The 20,696-nt window shown below is 73.7% G+C and carries 26 protein-coding genes; 13 read left to right on the top strand and 13 right to left on the bottom strand.

All coding sequences use genetic code 11. The features are described 5' to 3' along the window. Window positions 1–768, bottom strand: a 768-nt coding sequence (locus TOK_RS21895) for an ABC transporter substrate-binding protein (protein WP_172457698.1), incomplete at its 3' end; no start/stop codon positions are given. 138 nt (window positions 769–906) lie between these two features. Between TOK_RS21895 and TOK_RS21890 the strand changes: the two genes are divergently transcribed. Next, complete coding sequence (locus tag TOK_RS21890) at window positions 907–1,590, top strand: TVP38/TMEM64 family protein (RefSeq protein WP_098959875.1); 684 nt, start codon at window positions 907–909, stop codon at window positions 1,588–1,590. Then, the gene (locus TOK_RS21885) at window positions 1,590–2,243 is read left to right on the top strand and encodes a CDP-alcohol phosphatidyltransferase family protein (protein ID WP_098959874.1); all 654 of its coding nucleotides are present in this window, start codon (window positions 1,590–1,592) and stop codon (window positions 2,241–2,243) included. Before TOK_RS21890 ends, TOK_RS21885 begins: the two co-directional genes overlap by 1 nt. On the opposite strand, the gene TOK_RS21880 is transcribed toward TOK_RS21885, so the two are convergent. The 4 genes from TOK_RS21880 to TOK_RS21865 form a co-directional block, all read right to left on the bottom strand. Beyond that, complete coding sequence (locus tag TOK_RS21880) at window positions 2,225–3,688, bottom strand: NAD(P)/FAD-dependent oxidoreductase (RefSeq protein ID WP_098959873.1); 1,464 nt, start codon at window positions 3,686–3,688, stop codon at window positions 2,225–2,227. The genes TOK_RS21885 and TOK_RS21880 overlap by 19 nt on opposite strands. After that, complete coding sequence (locus TOK_RS21875) at window positions 3,685–5,085, bottom strand: radical SAM protein (RefSeq protein WP_098959872.1); 1,401 nt, start codon at window positions 5,083–5,085, stop codon at window positions 3,685–3,687. The genes TOK_RS21880 and TOK_RS21875 overlap by 4 nt, the downstream gene beginning before the upstream one ends. A 77-nt stretch (window positions 5,086–5,162) precedes the next feature. Continuing rightward, entirely contained in the window at window positions 5,163–5,558 is a 396-nt protein-coding gene (locus tag TOK_RS21870) for an SRPBCC family protein (protein ID WP_098959871.1), read from the bottom strand. A gap of 38 nt (window positions 5,559–5,596) precedes the next feature. Then, the gene (locus TOK_RS21865; protein ID WP_098959870.1) at window positions 5,597–6,271 is read right to left on the bottom strand and encodes a haloacid dehalogenase type II; all 675 of its coding nucleotides are present in this window, start codon (window positions 6,269–6,271) and stop codon (window positions 5,597–5,599) included. A gap of 134 nt (window positions 6,272–6,405) precedes the next feature. Between TOK_RS21865 and TOK_RS21860 the strand changes: the two genes are divergently transcribed. The 3 genes from TOK_RS21860 (at window position 6,406) to TOK_RS21850 (ending at window position 9,137) form a co-directional block, all read left to right on the top strand. After that, the gene (locus tag TOK_RS21860; RefSeq protein WP_098959869.1) at window positions 6,406–7,152 is read left to right on the top strand and encodes a Crp/Fnr family transcriptional regulator; all 747 of its coding nucleotides are present in this window, start codon (window positions 6,406–6,408) and stop codon (window positions 7,150–7,152) included. Between the two features lie 114 nt (window positions 7,153–7,266). Continuing rightward, the gene (locus tag TOK_RS21855; RefSeq protein WP_098959868.1) at window positions 7,267–7,809 is read left to right on the top strand and encodes a carboxymuconolactone decarboxylase family protein; all 543 of its coding nucleotides are present in this window, start codon (window positions 7,267–7,269) and stop codon (window positions 7,807–7,809) included. A gap of 89 nt (window positions 7,810–7,898) precedes the next feature. Then, a complete protein-coding gene (locus TOK_RS21850) occupies window positions 7,899–9,137 on the top strand; it encodes a bifunctional alpha/beta hydrolase/OsmC family protein (RefSeq protein WP_098959867.1) in 1,239 nt (412 codons plus the stop codon). Between the two features lie 72 nt (window positions 9,138–9,209). Here the strand turns inward: TOK_RS21850 and TOK_RS21845 are convergent, their stop codons facing one another. The 5 genes from TOK_RS21845 to merA form a co-directional block, all read right to left on the bottom strand. Next, window positions 9,210–10,472, bottom strand: coding sequence for an MFS transporter (locus tag TOK_RS21845; RefSeq protein WP_098960041.1), 1,263 nt, complete (start codon window positions 10,470–10,472; stop codon window positions 9,210–9,212). A gap of 118 nt (window positions 10,473–10,590) precedes the next feature. Then, complete coding sequence (locus TOK_RS21840) at window positions 10,591–11,052, bottom strand: CBS domain-containing protein (protein WP_098959866.1); 462 nt, start codon at window positions 11,050–11,052, stop codon at window positions 10,591–10,593. Window positions 11,053–11,055: 3 nt separating this feature from the next. Then, a complete protein-coding gene (locus TOK_RS21835) occupies window positions 11,056–11,256 on the bottom strand; it encodes a rhodanese-like domain-containing protein (RefSeq protein ID WP_098959865.1) in 201 nt (66 codons plus the stop codon). After that, complete coding sequence (merB, locus tag TOK_RS21830; protein ID WP_141566489.1) at window positions 11,253–11,621, bottom strand: organomercurial lyase; 369 nt, start codon at window positions 11,619–11,621, stop codon at window positions 11,253–11,255. Before merB ends, TOK_RS21835 begins: the two co-directional genes overlap by 4 nt. A gap of 45 nt (window positions 11,622–11,666) precedes the next feature. Further along, window positions 11,667–13,055, bottom strand: coding sequence for a mercury(II) reductase (gene merA, locus TOK_RS21825; protein ID WP_098959863.1), 1,389 nt, complete (start codon window positions 13,053–13,055; stop codon window positions 11,667–11,669). Window positions 13,056–13,305: 250 nt separating this feature from the next. On the opposite strand from merA, the gene TOK_RS21820 reads away from it, so the two are divergent. The 3 genes from TOK_RS21820 to TOK_RS21810 all read left to right on the top strand — a co-directional run bounded on the left by TOK_RS21820 (window position 13,306) and on the right by TOK_RS21810 (window position 15,578). Then, window positions 13,306–13,611: an ArsR/SmtB family transcription factor gene (locus TOK_RS21820; RefSeq protein WP_374754924.1), complete on the top strand. Its 306-nt coding sequence runs from the start codon at window positions 13,306–13,308 to the stop codon at window positions 13,609–13,611. Window positions 13,612–13,661: 50 nt separating this feature from the next. After that, window positions 13,662–13,949 carry a hypothetical protein gene (locus TOK_RS21815; protein WP_098959861.1) on the top strand — a complete coding sequence of 96 codons (288 nt, stop codon included), beginning with the start codon at window positions 13,662–13,664 and terminating at the stop codon, window positions 13,947–13,949. A 213-nt stretch (window positions 13,950–14,162) separates the two neighbouring features. Then, window positions 14,163–15,578, top strand: a complete 1,416-nt coding sequence (locus tag TOK_RS21810; RefSeq protein WP_098959860.1) for an NAD(P)/FAD-dependent oxidoreductase — start codon at window positions 14,163–14,165, stop codon at window positions 15,576–15,578. Between the two features lie 43 nt (window positions 15,579–15,621). On the opposite strand, the gene TOK_RS34315 is transcribed toward TOK_RS21810, so the two are convergent. Then, a complete protein-coding gene (locus TOK_RS34315) occupies window positions 15,622–16,566 on the bottom strand; it encodes a DUF427 domain-containing protein (protein WP_256387997.1) in 945 nt (314 codons plus the stop codon). 90 nt (window positions 16,567–16,656) lie between these two features. After that, window positions 16,657–16,911: a nitrate/nitrite transporter NrtS gene (gene nrtS, locus TOK_RS21795; RefSeq protein WP_098959859.1), complete on the bottom strand. Its 255-nt coding sequence runs from the start codon at window positions 16,909–16,911 to the stop codon at window positions 16,657–16,659. A gap of 105 nt (window positions 16,912–17,016) precedes the next feature. Here nrtS and TOK_RS21790 point away from each other — a divergent pair, with 105 nt between their 5' ends. From TOK_RS21790 to TOK_RS21780, 3 genes are all read left to right on the top strand, one after another. Next, window positions 17,017–17,589 carry an RNA polymerase sigma factor gene (locus TOK_RS21790; protein ID WP_253258549.1) on the top strand — a complete coding sequence of 191 codons (573 nt, stop codon included), beginning with the start codon at window positions 17,017–17,019 and terminating at the stop codon, window positions 17,587–17,589. A gap of 2 nt (window positions 17,590–17,591) precedes the next feature. After that, window positions 17,592–17,852: a zf-HC2 domain-containing protein gene (locus tag TOK_RS21785; RefSeq protein ID WP_098959857.1), complete on the top strand. Its 261-nt coding sequence runs from the start codon at window positions 17,592–17,594 to the stop codon at window positions 17,850–17,852. Window positions 17,853–17,941: 89 nt separating this feature from the next. Continuing rightward, the gene (locus TOK_RS21780) at window positions 17,942–18,331 is read left to right on the top strand and encodes an NADH-quinone oxidoreductase subunit H (protein WP_253258548.1); all 390 of its coding nucleotides are present in this window, start codon (window positions 17,942–17,944) and stop codon (window positions 18,329–18,331) included. Window positions 18,332–18,438: 107 nt separating this feature from the next. Here the strand turns inward: TOK_RS21780 and TOK_RS21775 are convergent, their stop codons facing one another. Continuing rightward, complete coding sequence (locus TOK_RS21775) at window positions 18,439–19,188, bottom strand: TVP38/TMEM64 family protein (protein ID WP_216362049.1); 750 nt, start codon at window positions 19,186–19,188, stop codon at window positions 18,439–18,441. A 264-nt stretch (window positions 19,189–19,452) separates the two neighbouring features. Between TOK_RS21775 and TOK_RS21770 the strand changes: the two genes are divergently transcribed. Both TOK_RS21770 and TOK_RS21765 read left to right on the top strand, forming a co-directional pair. Next, on the top strand, window positions 19,453–19,884 hold the full coding sequence (locus tag TOK_RS21770) for a MerR family transcriptional regulator (RefSeq protein WP_098960039.1): 432 nt from the start codon (window positions 19,453–19,455) through the stop codon (window positions 19,882–19,884). 36 nt (window positions 19,885–19,920) lie between these two features. Continuing rightward, window positions 19,921–20,646 carry a cysteine hydrolase gene (locus TOK_RS21765; protein WP_098959855.1) on the top strand — a complete coding sequence of 242 codons (726 nt, stop codon included), beginning with the start codon at window positions 19,921–19,923 and terminating at the stop codon, window positions 20,644–20,646. The last annotated feature ends 50 nt before the right edge of the window (window positions 20,647–20,696 follow it).

Genomic DNA, 20,696 nt, shown 5'->3' with positions numbered 1-20,696 from the left:
GGGGTGGCCCCCCCCCCCCCGCCACAGAGCGGGCTCCAGCTCGTCGAGGCGGGTCCACAGCTCGTCGGCGAGCGCCGGGTCGAGCGGGCCGGTGAGCGCGGCGGGGTCACCCGCGGTGTCGTAGAGGAAGGTCCGCACGGCCATCGAGCCTGTGAAGTCCGGCGGGGCCGGGTAGGTGAAACGGCCCGGGTTGGCCCGCGCCCAGCCGGTCAGGGCGGTGAGCGAGGCGACGTCGGCCGCACCCAGCGCGGCGCTGTCGTAGACGAGCGCGGAATTGGCCTGCTGCCACGCCGCCTCGCAGCCGTCGACAGGGACCCCGAAATCGGTGGCCACCGCGGTCGCGGTGAGGTCGACGTACTGCGCGTTCGGCAGCTGCTCGGGGTACCCGCAGGCCCACAGGTCGGCCTGCTTACCGGTGGCGAAGTTCTCCCCGTTGACCCAGATCGCGTCGACCGTGCCGGACCCAGCCCGGCCGGCCTGGCGCTCGGCGAGCACCTTGTTCACCGCGTCGGCGGTGTCGGCCACCGACACCACGTTGAGCGTCACCCCGAACTCGTCGGCCAGCCGGGGGGCGACGTGGTCGCGCACCACGGCGTTGATCGCCTCGTCGCCGGTGTACATGTACCAGTCCAGGGTGGTGCTGCGGGCCTGCTCGAGCACGGCGGGCCAGTCCGCGGCGTCGGGTGCCGCGGGACCGGCGGGCGCGGGTACGGCGCAGGCGGTCAGCAGCGCGGTGGCGCCGCAGAGCAGGGCGACGAGTCGGCGCACGTCAGGGCCTCCGTGGGGCGCAGGGGGAGCCCGGCCCGTCTCGCCTGGCCGGTGTGGGTCGGGAGGGGAACCCGGCGGGCGGGCAGATGCTTCCCTGATCGGGGAAGAGATCCACCCGCGGTGCGGGTTTCGATCGTTATGGACGACGACCCTCTCGACGACGATCCCGCCGGCGCCCGGACCGACCGGTGGTGGATCCGCCCGCTGGTGCTGGTGGCTCTGCTCGGGATCGGGGTGGCCGTGGCCGTCTCGGTCGGGATCCCCCCGGTCGAGGACATCCGGGCCTGGGTGGGCGCGGCGGGCTGGGCCGGCCCGGTCGCGTTCGCCGGGCTCTACGCGGTGCTGGCCCTCACCCCCGCCCCGGCCACTGTGCTCAGCATCGCCGCCGGGGTGCTGTTCGGGCTGGCCGGTGGCCTCGCCGTGGTCATGGCCGGGGCCCTGCTGAGCGCGGTCGGGGCGTTCGGGCTGTCCCGCGGCCTGGGGCGGCGCGCCGTGGAGCGGGTCGACAACGACCGGCTGCGCCGCCTCGACGCGCTGCTGCGCCGCCGCGGCCTGCTCGCCGTGATCGGTGTGCGGCTGGTGCCGCTGCTGCCGTTCAACGCGCTCAACTACCTCTGCGGCCTCACCGCCGTCCGCACCCGCGACTACATCGCGGGCACCGCGGTCGGGATCCTGCCCGGGGCCACCGCCTACGTCGCGATCGGCGCGTTCGGCGCCGAACCGGGCTCGCTGCCGTTCCTGCTCGCCGTCGGCGGGCTCGTCGCGCTCTCGGTGACCGGGATCGTCGTCGCCCGCCGCCGCCGCGCCGAGCCGGTCGCCTGATGTTCGACGCCCGCGCCCGCCGGCTGCTGGAGCGCCCGCTGGATCGCGCGGCCACCGCGCTCGACGTCCCCGCCGTCACCCCGGACCGGATCACCGCCGCCGGACTGGTGCTCGGCCTGGGCAGCGCCGGGGCCGCCGCGGCGGGCTGGTGGACCGCTGCGGTGCTGCTGTGGCTGGTCTCCCGGCTCGCCGACGGGCTGGACGGCCCGCTCGCCCGTCGCCGTCGTCGAACCGCTCAGGCCGCGGGGGCCAGCCCCCGGGGTGAGGGCGACGCGGGGGCGGGCGGGTTCTTCGACATCACCGCCGACTTCACCGTCTACGGCGCCACCGTCGTCGGGGTCGCGGTGGGCAGCAGCGCCGAGCTCGGCGGCGGCCCGCTGTGGCCGTTCCTGCTGGTGCTGCTCGCCTATTACGTCAACGGCGCGGCGTTCCTGGCGTTCTCCTCGATCGCCGAGCGCACCGGCGCCACGATCGACGACGGCCGGTCGCTGTCGTTCCTCGGTGGCCTCGCCGAGGGCGGCGAGACGATCGTGGTGCACACCCTGTGGCTGCTACTTCCGTTCTGGGCGCCGCAGATCGCGGTGGTGTGGGCCGCGGTGGTGGGCGTGAGCGCCACCCACCGGATCGTGACGGGCTACCGCGCGCTGCGGTGAGACCCCGCGCCCCGGTCGAGCCAGCGGCGGCGCAGCGCGGTGGCCGCGTGTGTGGCGCGCCGCGCCACCGGTCCGGCCAGCTGCTCGCGGACCTCGGCGACGGCGGCGTTCCACGGGCCGTCGCCCCAGGTCGGGTAGGGGTGCATGACCCCGGCCAGGTCCCGGGCCCGCAGGCCCCGGTGGACGGCCAGGGTGAGCTCGGCCAGGGTCTCCCCCGCCCGCGGGCCGACGACCGTCGCCCCGACGACGCGGCCGCGCCGGTCGAGCACCAGCCGGGTGAAACCCATGGTGCGGCCCTCGACGATCGCCCGATCGACCTCGTCGTGCCACCGGGTGCGGGTGGTCGTGCCGGCCGACCCCGCGGGCACCCCGACCGACGCGACCTCCGGGGAGGTGAACGTGACGCGCGGGATCGCGGTGACCTCGGCGGCCCGACGCACCCCCAGCACCGCGTTGGACGCCGCAGTCGATCCGTGCACCCCCGCGACGTGGGTGAACTGCGGGTGGCCGGTGACGTCCCCGGCCGCCCAGATCCGCGGGTTGCCGGTGCGCAGGTGCGCGTCGACGGCGACGAACCCCCGGTCGTCGGTGGTGACCCCGGCCGCGGCGAGCCCGAGGCCGCCGGTGTCGGGGCGGCGGCCCACGGCGACGAGCACCCGGTCCGCGGGGATCCGGCGCCCGTCGCCGAGCACCACCTCGGCCCCGTCCACCGCGGTGACCGGGATCCCGGTCAGTACCGTCGCGCCGTCGCGGGCCAGCGCGTCGGCCACCAGCCGGGCGGCGTCGGGGTCCTCGTTGCCCAGGATCCGCTCGGCGGCCTCGACGATCGTGACGGTGCTGCCGAGGCGGGCGAAGGCCTGTCCCAGCTCGCAGCCGATCGTGCCGCCGCCGAGCACGACGAGGCGGTCGGGCCGCTCGGTCAGGTCCCATACCGAGTCGCTGGTCAGCGGGTCGCCCTCGGCGAGCCCAGGAATCGGCGGGACGGCCGGGTCTGATCCGGTGGCGACCAGCGCCTGCCGGAACCGCACCGGGGCCCCGTCCACGGTGGCCGTCGCGGTCCCGGTGAACGTCGCGGTCCCCGCCGCGTAGGCCACCCCGGCGGCGCGCATCGCGTCCGCGGAGTCCACCGGCTCGATCGTCGCGATCGCGGCCCGCACATGCGCCATGACCTCGTCGAACGCGACCCGGACCCCGTCGACGTGCACCCCGAGCCGGGCGGCGCCGCGGGCGTCCGCCGCCGCCGACGCCGCGGCGAGCAGCGCCTTGCTCGGGACGCAGCCCGTCCAGAGGCAGTCGCCGCCGGGGCGCTCGCGCTCCACCATCAGCACCGACGCCCCGAACGACGCGGCCGTGCGCGCCCCGACCAGGCCCGCCGTGCCGCCGCCGACGACGAGCAGGTCCCAGGCCGCCCCGTCGCGTGGCCGCGGGAGGTCGGGCGCGGTCATCGGGGGTCCCGGCGGCGGGCGGTGGGCATCGGGAGCAGGACGGTCAACACGGCGTTCTCCTTCGGATCCAGCACGCTGTGCTGTACGCAGGCCGGGACGAGCGTCCCGGTCTCGGGGTGGGCCATCGCGTAGTGGCACGCGGCCAGCCGTTCCTGGGTCTCCCGCAGCCGAGGGTCGTCGCTCACGATGCCCTGCTGCGTGAGCTCCCAGGCGGGTGCGACGTCGACGGCGTCCATGAACCGGTGCATCACGAACGTCACCGGGCGGGCGCCGTGGCGCAGCAGCGGCCGTAGCCCGACCCTGCGCACCGTGCGCACCGCCCAGCCGAGCGCCACGGCCAGGATGCGCGGGTGCCGCGCCACCAGCCGCGCCAGCTTCACCGCCAGCAGCGGCCGGGGTGTGGCGGCGAACCCGATCCCAGAGAGCCGGCGGAAGACCTCGTCCCGGACGCGCAGGTCGCGGGGATCGGCGCCGTCGAGCACCGGGTACCAGCGCGGCCCGACGGAGAAGCCGTACGCGGTCCGGTTGCAGCGCACGTCGCCGTTCTCGAACACCCGGTGATCGAGCCGGGTGCCGGCCCCGCGCTCGATCTGCGCCCACACCGCGTCGGCGCTCACGTCCCCGCCGCGGTACTCCTCGCGCCAGCGCCGGTCGTCGCCGACGAAGGCGGCGGGCTGGAACGACAGCATGCCGAACCCCATCGCCCCTACCTCCCGGACGACGTCGGCCACCTGCCCCACATTGGCCGGGGTGACCGTCATGTTGTGCGCCAGGAACGACCGCACCCCGTGCACACGGCGCAGCCGGGCGAACCGCGCGACGAACTGGCGCCGGTACGGGTGCAGCGACGTCTCGTCGGGCGGGCGCGGGATGCCGCGGCGGCCGAACATCAACGAGTCGAAGTGCCCCGCGAACGACACCCGGTCCAGCCGCCTGCGCCCGTCCGGGCCCAACACCAGCCGGTCGAGGTAGTCGTCGTCGACGTCCCCGTGGGTCATGCTCATCGGCTCCCGCCCGTGCCGCCGCATGATCAGCAGAGACTCGGCGTGGTCATCGGGCGGCAGCAGCGTCACCTCGCCGCCGATCAGCTGCGCGTGCGCCCGCGGCCCACGCAGCCGCAGCAGCGTCGCCATCTGCCGCTCGACCTGCTCGCGGGTGTGCGCGCCGTCGACGCGGACCCGCTTGGCGTCCCGGGAGTGGTAGCAGGGCGTGCAGGCCAGGTCACAGGCCGGGAACACGCCGTGCGTGCCCTCGCACCCCACCCCGAACCGGCCCAGGACCTGCCCCGGGGTCTTCACCACGTCGGGCAGCTCCGCCCAGCGGTGCGCCAGCGCCGCGGCGAACGCGGGGTCGGCGGGCCGGGTCCGCCGCTCCCACTCGCGTAGCCGATCGAGCACGTCGTGATCCCTTCCCTGCGCCGACGGTGGTGGTCGCGCAGGGAACCCGGGCCGGGTCACGGATCTTCCACGAACTGTCAGCCGCGCGACTCGCAGTAGGACTTCAGCCCCTGAAGGCCGTCCTCGATCGCCGGACCGAGGGTGCCCGCGACCTCGTCGGGAGTGACCTCGGTGCTGTAGACGACCAGGCTGACGCCGCCCTGCTCGAGCACGTCGACCGTGCCGAGGTGCGACTCCACCGGGACCCCGCCGCCGACGATCCGGTACTGGAAGCGGCGCAGGTCGGCGTCGTTGGTGACGATCTCCTCGTCGAGCGGGACGTCGCCGTCGAGCATGCAGTGCCGCTCGCCGCCACCTGCCTCCGAGGTCTTCACCATCGGGAACCACGCCGAGATGTTGCCGGCATCGCTCACCACCGACCACACCTCGTCGGCCGGACGGTCGATCGTCAGGTGGGTACGCAGGGTTGCCATCAGATACTGCTCCTTCTTTGTCGGGTGTTGCGTCTCGTTCAGCGAGCGGACAGAGCCGTCAGAGCCTTGGCCACGTCCACCAGGTCGTCACCGAGCACATCGGCCCGGGTGAAGATCTCCGCGTAGTGCCGCTCCAGCCGCCCGGCCCACCCGGTGGTCAGCCCGGCCGCGTGGGCGCCGTGGCAGTCGAAGGCGTGCACCGCCACCAACGCCACCTCCTCGGCGGGGCGGCCGATCCGGGACAGCGCGTGGTCGTAGACCGCGCGCGGCGGCTTCCACATCCGCACGTCGGCCACGCTGATCACCTGGTCGACGAACCGGTCCAGGCCGCTGCGCTCCAGGAACGCCTCGGTGGACTCCCGGGCGCCGTTGCTCAGGCACACCACGCCGATCCCCGCCTCGGTGAGCACCCGCATGGCCTGCTCGGCGTCGGGCTGCGCGGGCAGCGTCGCGAACCCGTCCATCACGTGGGCCACGTCCTCATCGCTCAGCCGCCCACCGCCGATCACCCGCAGCGCGGCCTTGCCGACCGCGGGGAACGGCTCGTAGTCCCCGGCCAGGGTCAGGGCCATGCCATCGCGCAGCATCCGGTCGAACCACCGCTCCAGCGTCGACGCGTGCAGCCCGATCTCGACGAACCGCGCGCGCAGCGGCTCCAGCGAGATCAGGGTCTCCACGACGTCGAAGGCGACGGTGTGCGGGCGGTGGACCATGGGGGGCTCCTTCTGCAGGGGAAGTCGGGCGGACCGAGGATCCACCCCGACCACGGGCTCCGCTGACCCGAGCAGGGAACCCGCCGCTGCCATCCCCCAACCGGGGACTGTCAGCGAGGTGACACCATCGGTGGGTGGAGCTCAGCCGGTGGTCGGAAGCACTGCGGACCGCCCGCGCCGGATCGGTCACCGCCGACGCCACCGTCCGCGACGCCGCGTGGGTCGCGCGCTGCGTCGGGCGCGGCACCAACGCGCCGCTCGCCCCGGCCGACGTGGCCGCGTTGGCCGCGACCCTGCAACCGGTCGACCTGGCCGCCGGGGCGCCGCTGTTCGGGGCGTCGACCGGGTCCGACCCCGGGGTGTGGATCATCCGTTCGGGCCACGTCGAGCTCAGCGTCGCCTCCGGCCGCAACCGGGTCGTCGTCGGGGTGCTGCGTCCCGGCGACGTCGAGGGCGACATCCCGCTGCTGCTCGGCCTGGCCCTGCCCTACGCGGCCCGCGCCGTCGACGCCGTCACCTGCCTGCACCTGCGCCCCGCGGACTTCGAGGAGCTGCTCGCCCGGCACCCCGCGATCGCCCGCCGGTGGCTCTCCAGCGTCGCGCAACGCCTCGCCGCCAGCCACGAACGGCTCATCGCGCTGCTCGGCAGGCCGCTGCCCGCCCAGCTCGCCGGGCTACTGCTCGACGAGGCCGACGGCGACCCCGACGGCGGCGGGGTCGTCCGGCTGCCGCAGCGCACCCTGGCCGCGATGCTCGGCGTCGCCCGACCCTCACTCAACAAGATCCTCAAGGACTTCGAACGGCACGGGCACGTCGAGGTCGGCTACTCCGCGGTGCGACTGATCGACATCGCGGCCCTGCAGCGGATCCGATCGGCCTGATCCTGTCGTCTCGCGGCCGGACCCTGTCGTCTCGCTGACAGTGCCGGTGTGAACCTCGGCCCCGCCCGGTTACCCCGGGAGTCCGAGCACGACACCCGACCATCAGGAGGCACCATGCCCCGCGTTCCCGTCCACACCCTCGACGACGCCCCCGAGCAGACCCGACCCACGCTCGACACGCTGAACAAGAAGATGGGCAAGCTGCTCAACATCCACGGCCTGATGGCGCACTCCCCCGTCGTCCTCGCCACCTACGCCGCCATGCAGGAGGCCATCGCCACCCACGGCACCTTCGACGCCAAGACCCGCGAGGCCATCGCCCTCGCCGTCGGCGCAGCCGACAACTGCGACTACTGCCAGTCCGCGCACACCCTCGGCGGCAAGGCCGCGGGCCTCGAGGACGACACCATGCTGGCGGCCCGGGCCGGACGCCCGACCGGTGACGACCGGCTCGACACACTGCTCGCCGTCGTCCGCGAGGCCACCCTCGACGTGGGCGCCGTGCAGGACGGCACCTGGAAGCAGGCCCAGGCCGCAGGCTGGAGCGACGAGGAGCTCACCGAGGCGTTCGCCCACATCGGCGCCAACCTCTACACCAACTACTTCAACCACTACGTCGGCACCGAACTCGACGTCCCCCAGGCCCCGGCCGCCTGAGCCCGACCATCAGCGCGGCCCCGGTCGTCCGCACGGACGGCCGGGGCCCGGTGTCGGAATGGCCACGAGGGCTACCGGGTTCCGATCACGTGACACGTGTCCGACACACCATCGGCGGCGCCGGAGCCCCGCTCGCCGCCCACCTCGACCTGCCGGCGCGACCACCGCTGGGGCTCGCCCTGCTGGCGCACTGCTTCACCTGCAGCAAGGACCACCGGGCCACGACGCGGACCGCCCGCGGCCTCACCGCCCGCGGCATCGGGGTGCTCCGCCTGGACTTCACCGGGCTGGGCGAGTCCGGTGGGGAGTTCGGCGACTCGACGTTCTCGATGAACGTCGAGGACCTCGTACGAGCCGCTGACTGGCTGCGGGCCGAGATCGGCGCACCGACCCTGCTTGTCGGGCACTCGCTGGGCGGCGCCGCCGTCATCGCCGCGGCCGCCCGGATCCCGGAGGTGCGGGCCGTGGCGACGATCGGCGCCCCGTTCTCCCCCGACCACGTGACGCACCTGTTCGACCCACACCCGTTCGATGGGGCCCGTCCGGAGATCGAAGTCGGCGGGACCGCCGTGGTGCACATCGGCGGACGTCCGTTCCAGGTCCGGCGCGCCTTCCTCGACGACATCGCCGACCAGCCCCAACACAGCCGCCTCGCCGCGCTCGACCGCCCGCTGCTGGTGCTGCACGCCCCCGACGACGACATCATCGACGTCGGCAACGCCCGGGCGATCCTCGACGCCGCCGGGCCGACGGCATCGTTCGTCGCCCTCGACGGCGCCAACCACCTGCTCACCCGGGCCACCGACGCCGACCGGGTCGCCGCACTCATCGCCGCCTGGGCCGCGCCCTACCTCGACCAGGCCCAACTCGACCAGACGCAGCCCGACCCGACGGCCCCGGAGCCGGGCACCGTCGAGGTGAGCGAGAACGGAGCCGGCCGGTTCACCCAGCGCATCCGCACCGCGCAGCACGAGTGGTCGGCCGACGAACCGCCGTCCGCCGGTGGTCTCGGCAGCGCCCCCGACCCCTACCAGCTGCTGCTCTCCGCCCTCGGCGCCTGCACGACCATGACCATGCGGATGTACGCCGAACGCAAGGGGTGGGACCTGCGGCGCAGCACCGTGACCCTCACCCACGACAAGCTGCACGCCGCGGACTGCGTCACCTGCGAGACCGACACCGGCCGGCTCGACCGGATCGTCCGCGAGATCCACCTCGACGGAGACCTCGACGACACCCAGCGCGCGGCGCTGCTGACGATCGCCGACCGCTGCCCGGTGCACCGCACCCTGCACTCCGAGATCGTCGTCGAGACCGACGCGGTGTGATCGGCTCCGACAGCCGTCGAGCACGACCGACAACCGGAGATGCGCCGTTCTCCGATACCCAGCTTCGATTTGTCACGCACTGCCGGTCTCGTCTTCCCCCTCTGCAGGATCAGTGAGATGTGGTCGCGCCGCGGCCGGGCGGACCCCGGCCCATCCGATGGCGGCGGCGAGCAGCAGCAGGGCGCCGCCGAGGGCGTAGACGGCCTGGATGCCGATGGCGGCGGCGAGCAGTCCGCCGACGAGCAGCGAGACCAGCCGTCCGAGCTGCCAGAGCATGTCGAAGCCGGCGAAGATCCGTCCGCGGAGGGCGTCGGGGGTGTGGGACTGGAGCAGGGAGTTGAAGGTGACCGCGCCGGTCGAGGTGCCCAGCCCGTAGGCGGCGAGCGCGACCAGCGCTAGGGGCAGCGCGGTGAAGACGGCCAGGACGACGTCGACCACGCCGCGCAGGACGTAGGGGCCGAACACGAACACCGGGCGGCGGGGATCGTCGACCAGCCGGGTCAGTAGGAACGGTCCGAGCGCCGCGCCGACACCGATGGCGCCGAGCAGCAGCCCGTACCCCGAGGGGGCGACGGCGAGGTGGTCGCGGGCGAGCACCACCAGCAGCGCGCTGGTCGCGCCGGCGGACAGCGCCGCGAGCAGCTGCCCGGCCGCCAGCACCCGCAGCAGCCGGTCGCCGGTGAGGACCCGCAGCCCGGCGACGGCGGCGGCGAAGAACCCGCGCCGCTCGGTCGAGGGTGGTGGTGCGGGCAGGCGCAGCCCGATGAGCAGGACGGCGCTGACGACGAAGCTGGCGGCGTTGATCCCGAACGCCGGCCCGGCGCCGAACGCGGCGTAGAGGACCCCCGCGGCCGGGGCGAGCGCGATCTGCGACAGCACCGCGGCGGTCCAGATCCCACTGTTCGCGGCCACCAGCTCGTGGTCGCGGACCAGGGTCGGCAGTGCGCTGTTCGCGGCCGGGTTGAACAGCACCGCACCGACCGAGAGCCCGAACGCGATCACGTACACGGCGACCACGTTGTCCCCGACGACGATCAGCGCCGCGGCCAGCACGCCGCGCCACAGGTCCGCGGCGACCATCACCGCGACCCGCGGGAGCCGGTCGACCAGCGTGCCGGCCAGCGGGGCGAGCAGCAGCACCGGCACGATCTCGGCGAACACGACCGCGCTGACCCCCAACGCCGATCCGGTCAGGTCGAACACCAGCAACATCAGCGCCACCGACGCGAACACGTCCCCCGCCTGCGAGGCCGTGCGGGCCGACCAGAGTCGCCGGTAGCCCGGCCGGGCGAACACCGCGCGCAGCCCGACCCGGGCCGGCGAGCCACCGGTCATGTCGCCGCCGCCCACGACCAACCGCGGAGCGGTCCGGGGCTCGACTCAGCCCGAGTTCTGTGTCGCCGGGTCCCGTCGCGCCCGGTTCCGTCTCGACGCCATCCGGGTGCAGGTTCGATCACAGGTCGGAGGGATGGACCGTGCCCAGCAGGCGCCCGTCCGGGTCGGCGACGATCGCGTAGGTCAACCCCTTGTTGATGAGCCGGTCCTTGATCGCGGCGGCGGGTTCGTGTGGTCGCAGCGTGGACGGCCCGGCCTCCATCACCTCACCGACCGCCTGGGTGGGATCGGTGTCGTCGAGGGCGGCGGCGCGCAGCCGCCCGAGCAGGATGTCGTCGGCTGTGGTGACCAGCGCGAAGCGGTGTGCGGATCGGGCGACGCGGGCACGGACCTGCGAGATGATCTCGTCCGGCCGGGCGGTGGTCACCTCCTGGCGCAGGTGGCGCCCGATCGTCGGGGTGTCGGCGGCGGTTCCCTCGACCGGCTGGTTGCGGGCGAGCCAGTCGACCTTGCCCGGCACGTAGTCGTAGACCTGGGTGAATCCGAGCGTGGCGAGCCGGCACGCGGCTCGTGGGCTCATGTCTCAAAGGCCGTCCCAGCAGTACACGATCACCGGCCGCGCGAGGTGCAGACCGGCGGTGGTGGTGGCGTCGAGGGTCTTGAGCGGGATGTTGACCGCGCCGGGCAGGTGCATCTCGGTGTACTCGCCCACGGGTAGGACCTCGATTAGCTGGGCGCCGTCGTCGAGCAGCCGGCGCAGCGCCGGGTAGAGAACCGGTGTCATGGTGGGACCTTCCTGGATGTGAGACGGGATGTTTCGGTGGGGAAGATCAGGGTGTCCAGCGCGCACCACGTGTAGAGCGCCTGGCCGTCCACGGTGAACCGGTGTGGGGTCTCGCGCAGCGTGATCCTGTGCCCGAGCACCGCGCCGGTCTCGTCGTACTCGGTGTCTGATAGCCCGCCCAGCCCGTCGCGCACCTCGACGACGCCGCGACCGCTCACCCGGCCGAGGCCCTCGACGGTGACCGGGTGGCCTGCGGCGAGCTCGCGCAGCAGCACCGGCCACAGCTGGCCCATCACGTCCGCCCCAGTGGTGGACCTGACGGTCTCGCCGAGCCTGGTCGCGAGGTGATCGGCGTCGATACTCATCACACGAACGTCCCTTCTGAGGATCGGGGAGAGTGAGCGGCGGGGTCAGGCGCAGCAGGAGGTCGGCATCTCGTTGCGGAACAACCCGGCCGCGATGCGCAGGCTCTCGGCCATGGTCAGATACGGCGCCCAGGTGTTCGCGATCTCGTCGACGGTCATGCGAGCCTTGATCGCATAGGTGGCGGCGAGCATGAACTCCCCGGCGCTGTCGGCGGCGGCGTGCACCCCGAGCAACCTGCCGGTGTCGGCGTCGGCGACCAGCTTCACCACACCGCGGGTGTCGCGGTTGGCCAGCGCGCGAGGCACATCGGCCAGGCCCAGCACCCGGCACTCGCAGCGATGCCCGGCGACCAACGCCTGGGCCTCGGTCAGCCCGACCGAGCCGAGCTGCGGTCGGGTGAACACCACCCCCGGCATCCCGGTGAAATCGACCGTGGCCGGGCGCGACCCGGCCGCGCCGGTGGCGTTGAGCGCGGCCACCCGCCCGGTCGCGGCAGCGACGTAGACGTACTGCGGGGCCCCGGACACGTCACCGGCGGCGTAGATCCGTGGGTTGGAGGTGGCCTGTTGGGCGTCGACCACGACGAAGCCGCGGTCGTCGGTCTTCACCCCGCCCGCGTCCAGGTCCAGCGCGGCGGTGCGCGGGGCGCGCCCGGTCGCCACCAGCAACCGGGCCCCGCGCGCCCGTCGCCCGCCGCGGGTGAGGACGTCGACCTGGCCGTTCATGGTCTCGACCGCGACGGCGCGGTCCTCGATCACGGTGATCCCGTCGTCGGCGAACACGCCGCGCAGCGCATCGGCGACCTCGGGCTCCGCAGCCGGGGCGAGCCGCCCGATCAGGGTGACGCGGGCGCCGAGGTGGGCGAACAGCTGCGCCTGCTCCATCCCCACGTAGCCGCCGCCGATCACCACCAGCGACTCGGGCAACCCGGTCTGCTCCATCGCTGTGGTCGAGGTCAACCAGTCGACCTCGTCGAGGCCGGGCAGGTCCGGAGGCGCCGGCTCGGCGCCGGTCGCGACCAGATACGCCCGCGCCGACAGCGGTGTCCCGTCGACCGCGAGGGTGTCGGCGTCGAGGAAACGCGCGCGACCGGGCCGGACCTCGAACCCGTACGCGTCGGCCACGTCGGCGTACTTGGCCTGGCGCAGCCGCCCGACCAGCTCGTCCTTCTGCCCGACCAGCGCCGCGAAGTCCACCTCACCGGCCGAGGTCGGCGTGCCGGGGAACGGGTTGACCAGCGCTCCGTGCCGGGCCCCGGCCGCGGCCAGCAGCGTCTTCGACGGCACACACCCGACGTTCACGCACGTCCCGCCCAGCATGCCCTGCTCGACGAGCACCACGGACTTGCCGGCCTTCCGGGCGGTGATCGCCGCGGCCATCGCGGCCCCACCGGACCCGATCACGGCCAGGTCGAGCAATGAGGTGTCGATCATGTGGGACCTCCGGCAGTCCATGCGGTGTGCCGAGCCGGTGCGTGGTGCCCGGTCGGGTTCGGCGGATGGGGCGAACACGGCACCGTTCCATGCGCTTACCCGAATGTATGTTAGCGTCTGATATTCGTCAAAGCGGATGCATCTACGGGAGGACCGAGGCATGTCCGGTAGCTCGGGCACGACCGCCCGGCCAGGCTCGGCGACAGCTGCCACGTCGCCGTTGCTCGGCGGGGGCGGCGAACAGGTGGGGATGGTCGCAAAGTTCTTCCGTGCGCTGGGGGACCCGACCCGGCTGCGGCTGCTGGAGTTCCTGCTCGCCGGCGAGCACACCGTCAGCGAGTGCATCGCCCACGTCGGGCTGTCCCAGGGGCGGGTGTCGGTGCACCTGGCGTGTCTGGCCGACTGCGGCTACGTCGCCGCCCGCCGCGAGGGGCGGTTCGCCCACTACCGGGTGGTCGACCCGCGGGTGGCCGACCTGATCGTGCTGGCCCGGTCGCTGGCCGCGGACAACTGCGCCGCGCTGGCCGCCTGCGAGCGCATCGCCCCCCGCACCTGAGAAGGGAAGGGCCCTCTCCCGCCATGTCTGGTGACCCCACTGACCACTCGATGCGCGACTCGGTCGGTATCGCCGCGATCGCCGGACTGGCGGTGCTGTGTTGCGCCGGGCCAGCCCTGCTCGCCGCCGGTGTCCTCGGCGGGCTCGGGGTGTGGCTGATCAACCCATGGCTGATCGGCGCTGCCGTGCTGCTCGCGCTTGGCGTGGTCGGCTGGCAATCGCGCCGCCGCGCCACCGCCGGCGGTGCGGCCCGCGGTGCACTCCGCTTCCCGCCGACCCCTCCCGCTGCGCCCGCGGCCGATGAGTCACCCCGGGTGCACACCGGCCGGGAACGGTGAGCCCCACCGCACTGTCCCCGGCCACCGCGCCGGCAGTCCCGGTCCGGTCCGGGGGACCGGGCCGGCCCCGCGGGCTCGCGCTCGGGTGCTCGACGACGGGACGCCGACCGAACGCGGAAGGTGTCAGCGCACTGACAGAAGGTGCCTCGTCACGGGGTGGGGTGGGTTCTCCATAGGCAAACCGCGGAACGACGAGCGGCGGGAACTACAGCGATGGGACAGAAGATGGACCGGCAGGAGTACGACGTCATCGTGATCGGTGGCGGGTCGACCGGGGAGAATGCGGCCTGGTACGCCCGGCACAACGGGTTGACCGCGGCGGTGGTGGAGAGCGAGCTGATCGGTGGCGAGTGCTCCTACTGGGCGTGCATGCCCAGCAAGGCGCTGCTGCGCCCCGGCGAGGCGCTCGCTGCCGCCCGGCGGGTACCAGCCGCCGCGAACGCGGTCACCGGCGGAGTCGACGTGGCGAAGGCGCTGTCCACCCGGGACGCGTTCAGCAGCGGCTGGGACGACGGTCCGCAGGCCGACTGGCTCGCGAACATCGACGTCGACATCGTCCGCGGGCGCGGCCGGCTCACCGGCGAGCGGGCCGTCGAGGTCACCGCTGCGGACGGGACCACGACCGCGCTCACCGCTCGCAAGGCCGTCGTCGTCGCGACCGGCACCGCCGCCGCGATCCCCCCGGTCGACGGGCTGCGTGACATCGCGGTGTGGGACAACCGCGACGTGACCGCGGCCAAGCAGATCCCGCGCCGGCTGCTCGTGCTCGGCGGTGGCGTGGTCGGCACCGAGATGGCGCAGGCCTACCGGTGGCTGGGCGCCGAGGAGGTCACGATCGTCGAGCAGGCCGACCGGCTGCTGTCCCAGGAGGAGCCGTTCGTCGGCGCCGAGCTGGCCGACGCGCTCACCGCGCAGGGGATCATCGTGCGAACCGGGGCCCGGGCGCAACGCGCCGCCCGCCCTGCCCCGGACGGCCCGGTCACCCTGGTCCTCGATGACGGCACCGAGCTCACCGCCGACGAGCTGCTCGTCGCCGCGGGCCGTAGGGCCAACACCGACGACATCGGCCTGGAGACCGTCGGGTTGACCGCGGGCGGCTACCTCGACACCGACGACCAGCTCCGCGTGCGCGGCGTCGACGGCGGCTGGCTCTACGCCGCGGGCGACGTCAACGGGCGCGCGCTGCTCACCCACCAGGGCAAGTACCAGGCCCGCCTGGTCGGCGACATCATCGCCGGGCACGACCGGGCCGCCTGGGCCGACCATGTCGCCGTGCCCCGGGTGAGCTTCACCGACCCGCAGGTCGCCGCCGTCGGCCGCACCGAGCAGCAGGCCCGCGACGCCGGCCTCGACATCCGCACCGTGCGCTACGACCTCGGCTCCACCGCGGCCGGCGCGCTGGCGGGCAAGGGCGTGCACGGCACCGCGCAGCTGGTCATCGACACCACCCGCCGGGTGGTCGTCGGCGCCACCTTCGTCGGCCCAGGCGTCGGTGAGCTGCTGCACGCGGCCACCATCGCCATCGTCGGGCAGGTGCCGCTGGACACGCTGTGGCACGCCGTACCCGCTTTCCCGACCCTGAGCGAGGTGTGGCTGCGGCTGCTGGAGGCCGAGCGCGGGGTGTCCTGACCGGCGGGAGCCCGCGCCGGCTCCGACCCGAGCCGGCGCGGGGTCACTCCTGCCGGACCGCCACCCCACCCCAGAACGCGATCCGGCCCTTCACCCGCCGGGCCAGGGGCAGCGGTCGCGGGTAGGTCCACGCCCCGTCGGGCAGCTCGACACCGTCGACGGTCACCGTGAAATACCGGGCACGCCCTTTCCACGGGCACACCGACGTCGTGGCGCTCGGGGTCAGCACCCCCGGCCGGACCGCCGAGGCCGGGAAGTAGGCGTTGCCCTCGACCATCACCACGTCGTCGGACACCGCGATCCGCTCCTCGCCGACCCAGGCCGACCGTGCCGCGGTGGTCCGCAACGCCCGGTACAGCCCGATCAGCACGGCCAGCAGCGCGGCCCCGCCGCCGAGCACCACCGCCTCGGTCACCACGTCCGGAAAACCCCAGTACGTCGGCCCGCGCAGCAGATCCGCGCGCGCCAGCCCGAGCGCCGCGATCCCGGTTACCGCGAAGCCTGCCAGCCCCGCCCACCCGATGCGGACGGCGCCGCGGCGGTCACCGGAACGGACGTCCTGCCCCGCCACCCAGGGCCACGCCGCCGCGAGCAGGGCCGGCGCGAGGTGCCAGGTTGTCGTGGGCCGCCACAGGGCGAGTAGGACCCAGGCCAGCAGGACCACCGCGGTCCACCCGGCCCCGGTCCAGCCCGACGAGGCGGCTCGCGCCGCAGTCGGCGCGGGATCGTCGGGGAACTCCTCCCGCACCGCGGCGTGCACCTGCGCGACCGACGGGTTCACCAGTGCCCGCCCGCCGATCACCACCGTCGGCACCGTCTCGTCCCCTCCGGTGGCCTCGCGGACCCGGGCCGCGGCGGACGGGTCCGCCCAGATGTCGTGCTCGACGGTCGCGACGCCTGCCCGGTCCAGGCCCCGACGCAATCTTGAGCAGAACGGGCACCCGGGCCGCCACAGCACTTCGACCCTGGGTACCGACGTCGTGTCCATCTGTTCCTCCGGTCCGGCTCGCCGCCGGTCGATCGAATGCAACCGGCCAGGGAACCCGGGCCGGGTGACGACCGATTCCACCCGGCATCGTCATCGTGGGGGACCGTCATCGGGTCGGACCCGGCAGGCGGAGAGGAACCCGATGCTCGCCACGCAGAACGGCACCAGGAAGTTGACCGCGACCCGGACCCACGTCCCGGTCCCGGCCGCACCGCCGAGCAGCACGTCGCCCTGGTTCACCGCCGACAGGATCGTCCCGACGACCGCCGCCACCGGGGCGGCCGTGCGGACGGTGCGGCCCCGCAGGACCAGCCCGAGCGCCTGCGCGGGATGTGACCAGGTCATCCCCCCGGGATGTCGGTGCTCTGCGCTCATGCGTCGGGAACCCGCTGATCCGGCATCGGATTCCCGGGGAGGGAATCGCGGCGGGCCGTGCGGGGTTCCGAACCCGTGAACGACCATGTGGCCACGACGCCCGACCCGGGCCGTCGCTCCTCCGCGGCCGCGTTCGCCCGCTACGTCGAGCCGGAGGTCCCGGTCCTCTACCGGGTGGCTCTGACCATGGCGGGCCAGCCCGCCGACGCCGAGGACCTCGTCCAGGACACCCTCGTTCGCGCCTACCGCGCCATCGACCGCTTCGACGGCGCCCACCCCCGCGCCTGGCTGCTGACCATCCTGCGCAACACCCACCGCAACCGGGCCCGCACCCGCATCCCGGCACTCCTGCACGACGACGAGGACCCCGCCGGGCGCCTCGACCGCGGCGGTGACACCCGCAGCGCCGAGGACATCGTGGTCGACGCCCAGTTCGAGGCCGTCGTCGCCGACGCACTCGCCGCGCTGCCACCCATGCACCGCACGGTGGTCCAACTCGTCGACGTCGACGGCCTCACCTACGCCGAGGCCGCCCTCGCCCTCGGAATCCCGCGGGGCACCGTGATGAGCCGACTGCACCGCGCCCGCGCCCGCATCCGCACCCGCCTGGTGGCCACCGGGCTCGTCCCCCACCGGAGCCGACCGTGACCATGATGTCGTTGTCCGAGATGGCCCGCTGCCTGCGCACCTCCCGAGTGCTGCAGCGCTACCTCGACGGCGAGGCCGACGACCTCACCGCCGCCCGGGTCGCCGAGCACCTCGAGACGTGCCGCCGCTGCGGCCTGCAGGCCCGGACCTACCAGGCCATCAAAGAGGCGCTGCGCTCCGGTTCCCGCGACGTCGACGACCTCGCCCTGCGCCGGCTGCACGCCTTCAGCCGGTCTCTGGCCGACACCGACGACGCCGGCTGATCACAGGCAGACCCTGACGGGCGGCCCGGAGCCGTATCACTGCTTCGCCCATGGGCCGCATCGCAATGAGACGACGGAGGACCATCGCGGTGACCCGCACACAACAGCTGCTCGCCGACGACCTGCGCGGCACGCTTCCCCGGCTGCGCTACGACCAGTTCATGCGGCTGGGCTGGAAGGTGCTGGTCCCCGGCAGCCTGCTCTGGATCCTCACGATCTTCGCGATCCGCACCTGGCGCAACAGCGAGGGCGGAGACCTCACCGCGCTGCTGTTCGTCATCGGCATCGTCCTCGGGGTCGTGCTGCTGGTGGCGTTCCTGGTGCCCGACCGGGCCCAGCCCGAGTCGGTGGTCGAGCTGGCCTCGGACTACCCGGTGCCGCCGCTCGACCTCGTCGTGCCCACCCGGGCGCGGCACCGGATCGCGGGCCGAACGGACCTACCTGCTGTTGACCGCGACCGGGCGAGCGGCGGTAGGTAGCCACGTCTGCCCCTGACCATGGCCAAGAGCCTGCGCCTGGTTGCCGGCCTCTTCCGCAGCCAGATGCCCACCTCCTACTGTGCCTGAGGCGGCCGGCCCGGCCACGTTCACGTCGCCCCAGGGCCGGGCCCGACCGCACCGCGGCGCCGCGACCGTCGAGCGACGACCGCGCCGCCGGCGGTGAGACCGACGAGCGCGACGACCGCGACGACGAACGGCCACGAACCGGGCGACGTGCCATAGGCCCCCAGCGCCACGAACGCGATCGTGCCGGGGATGATGCCCAGCGCGGTGCCCAGGGCGTAGTCGCGGATCCGGACCGCGGTCAGCCCGGCGGCGTAGTTGACCGCGGTGAACGGCACCACTGGCACCAGCCGCACCCCGATCACGGCGAGCAGCCCGCGCCGCCGTAACAGCTCGTCGACCCGGGCCACCCGCGCGCCGGTGAACCGTTCGACGGCGCCGCGCCCCAGCAGGCGACCCAACCCGAACGCACCCGCCGCGCCGAGCAGGGCCGCAAGCAGGACCAGGGCCACGCCCGGCACCAGTCCGAACAGCACCCCGGCCACGGTGGACAACACGTTCTTGGGCAGCGGGGCCAGCGTGGCGACCGCGTAGAGCAGCACGAACAGCACCGGCGCCGCGGGCCCGGCCGCCGCGATGCCGGCTCGCAGCGACTCCACGTCGGGCAACCCCACGACGAGCGCGACGACAACCGCCGCTGCGACGACCACGGCGAGCACAGCGAGCCGCACCCACACCGCGCGGCCGACCGACCGGACCTCGGGGGTCACGCCGCGGTCGGGTTGCCCGGGCTCCGCGGCCGCCGGGTCATGCTCGACCACGTCGCGCCGCACCGTCGGTCCCTCCCCGATCATGCCTGCCCCTGCACGGTGCGGGCCCGGCGTCAACGTCGTCGATTCCCCAGCCCGGTGGCGATCTGCGACGGCCCGGGGACTGTCCCCCGTCACCTCGACCTCACCGTCATCATCGTCACGATCGGTGACCTCCCGGAGCGATCATCAGGCCGTGCGGCGCAGACACCGCCACCGTAGAACCTTGCCCCGAGGGTAAGGTCAAGTCGAGGCCACCAATCCGGACAGGGAGACAACATGCAGCCGATGACCGTCGGCCGAGCCGCCGCACTGGCCGGGCTCAGTCCGAAGGCCGTGCGGCTCTACGAACGCAGGGGATTGCTCCCCACCGCGGAGCGCACCGAATCGGGGTACCGACTGTTCACCGCCGACGACCTCGATGTGCTGCACTTCATCCGGCAGGCCAAGGCCCTCGACCTGACCCTGGACGAGATCAAGGACGTGCTGGACCTGCAACGGGGCGGGGAGCAGACCTGTGCGCGCGTCACCGGCCTGCTCGACGAGCATCTCGCCGCAATCGACCGCAAGCTCGCCGACCTCCGCCGGCTGCGTCGCGCGCTGTTGACGGCCCGCCGCGCCGCCGACACCGCCCAACGCGAGGGCTGCGAGGCCGTGGTCTGCCGAATCATCGAGCACGCACCGACCGACATCGAGACCCGGCCCGGCGGATACATCTGACCGACCACGCCGCCGATCGTGTCAGCACACTGACACATGGCGGTTGACGCATGCCAGGCCGGGCACCTGCAGGTGAGCAGGCCGCGCCCCGCGGCCCCGACCACCGAGGAGATCGACGTGAACCCGACCGACACCGCCCTCGTCCTGACCGACCCGCAGAACGACTTCCTCAGCCCCGACGGCGCCACCTGGCAGCTCGTCGGCGCCAGCGTCGAGGACAACGGCACCGTGGAGCACATCGAGCAACTGCTGGTCGCGGCCAAGAACGGCGGCTACCCGGTCTTCGTCTCCCCGCACTTCTACTACCCCACCGACCACGAGTGGATGTTCGGCGGCACGCTCGAGAAGATGATGCACGAGATCGGGATGTTCGACCGCACCAGCCCGCTCACCGGCGAGGGACTTCCCGGCTCGGGCGCGGACTGGCTCGAGCGCTACAAGCCCTACCTCGACGACGGCGCGACCGTCATCACCAGCCCGCACAAGGTCTACGGACCGCAGAACAACGACCTGGCCCTGCAGCTGCGCAAGCGCGGCGTCTCCAAGGTCGTCCTCGCCGGGATGTCGGCCAACCTGTGCGTCGAGAGCCACCTGCGCGACCTGCTCGAGATGGGCTTCGATGTGACGGTGGTGTCCGACGCCACCGCCGCGGCCAACCACCCCGAGCTCGGCGACGGCTACGCCGCCGCCATGACGAACTTCGGCTTCTTGGCCGGCGCCGTGCTCACCACCCAGGATGCGGTCCAGGAACTCAAGGGCTGATCCGGCCACGGGAAGGACCGAATCCGCAACGGGTCGAGAACGAGGAACGG

It is taken from the genome of Pseudonocardia sp. N23, assembly GCF_002583555.1.
Classification (GTDB): Bacteria; Actinomycetota; Actinomycetes; order Mycobacteriales; family Pseudonocardiaceae; genus Pseudonocardia.
Note: the sequence above shows the minus strand (reverse complement) of the source record. Positions and strands in the feature narration are given on the sequence as shown.

Coding starts and splice junctions, on each gene's coding strand:
- TOK_RS21890 (WP_098959875.1), top strand. CDS start 907: ATGGACGACGACCCTCTCGACGACGATCCCGCCGGCGCCCGGACCGAC.
- TOK_RS21885 (WP_098959874.1), top strand. CDS start 1,590: ATGTTCGACGCCCGCGCCCGCCGGCTGCTGGAGCGCCCGCTGGATCGC.
- TOK_RS21880 (WP_098959873.1), bottom strand. CDS start 3,688: ATGACCGCGCCCGACCTCCCGCGGCCACGCGACGGGGCGGCCTGGGAC.
- TOK_RS21870 (WP_098959871.1), bottom strand. CDS start 5,558: ATGGCAACCCTGCGTACCCACCTGACGATCGACCGTCCGGCCGACGAG.
- TOK_RS21865 (WP_098959870.1), bottom strand. CDS start 6,271: ATGGTCCACCGCCCGCACACCGTCGCCTTCGACGTCGTGGAGACCCTG.
- TOK_RS21855 (WP_098959868.1), top strand. CDS start 7,267: ATGCCCCGCGTTCCCGTCCACACCCTCGACGACGCCCCCGAGCAGACC.
- TOK_RS21845 (WP_098960041.1), bottom strand. CDS start 10,472: ATGACCGGTGGCTCGCCGGCCCGGGTCGGGCTGCGCGCGGTGTTCGCC.
- TOK_RS21840 (WP_098959866.1), bottom strand. CDS start 11,052: ATGAGCCCACGAGCCGCGTGCCGGCTCGCCACGCTCGGATTCACCCAG.
- TOK_RS21835 (WP_098959865.1), bottom strand. CDS start 11,256: ATGACACCGGTTCTCTACCCGGCGCTGCGCCGGCTGCTCGACGACGGC.
- merB (WP_141566489.1), bottom strand. CDS start 11,621: ATGAGTATCGACGCCGATCACCTCGCGACCAGGCTCGGCGAGACCGTC.
- merA (WP_098959863.1), bottom strand. CDS start 13,055: ATGATCGACACCTCATTGCTCGACCTGGCCGTGATCGGGTCCGGTGGG.
- TOK_RS21820 (WP_374754924.1), top strand. CDS start 13,306: ATGGTCGCAAAGTTCTTCCGTGCGCTGGGGGACCCGACCCGGCTGCGG.
- TOK_RS21815 (WP_098959861.1), top strand. CDS start 13,662: ATGCGCGACTCGGTCGGTATCGCCGCGATCGCCGGACTGGCGGTGCTG.
- TOK_RS21810 (WP_098959860.1), top strand. CDS start 14,163: ATGGGACAGAAGATGGACCGGCAGGAGTACGACGTCATCGTGATCGGT.
- TOK_RS34315 (WP_256387997.1), bottom strand. CDS start 16,566: ATGGACACGACGTCGGTACCCAGGGTCGAAGTGCTGTGGCGGCCCGGG.
- nrtS (WP_098959859.1), bottom strand. CDS start 16,911: ATGACCTGGTCACATCCCGCGCAGGCGCTCGGGCTGGTCCTGCGGGGC.
- TOK_RS21785 (WP_098959857.1), top strand. CDS start 17,592: ATGATGTCGTTGTCCGAGATGGCCCGCTGCCTGCGCACCTCCCGAGTG.
- TOK_RS21770 (WP_098960039.1), top strand. CDS start 19,453: ATGACCGTCGGCCGAGCCGCCGCACTGGCCGGGCTCAGTCCGAAGGCC.
- TOK_RS21765 (WP_098959855.1), top strand. CDS start 19,921: ATGGCGGTTGACGCATGCCAGGCCGGGCACCTGCAGGTGAGCAGGCCG.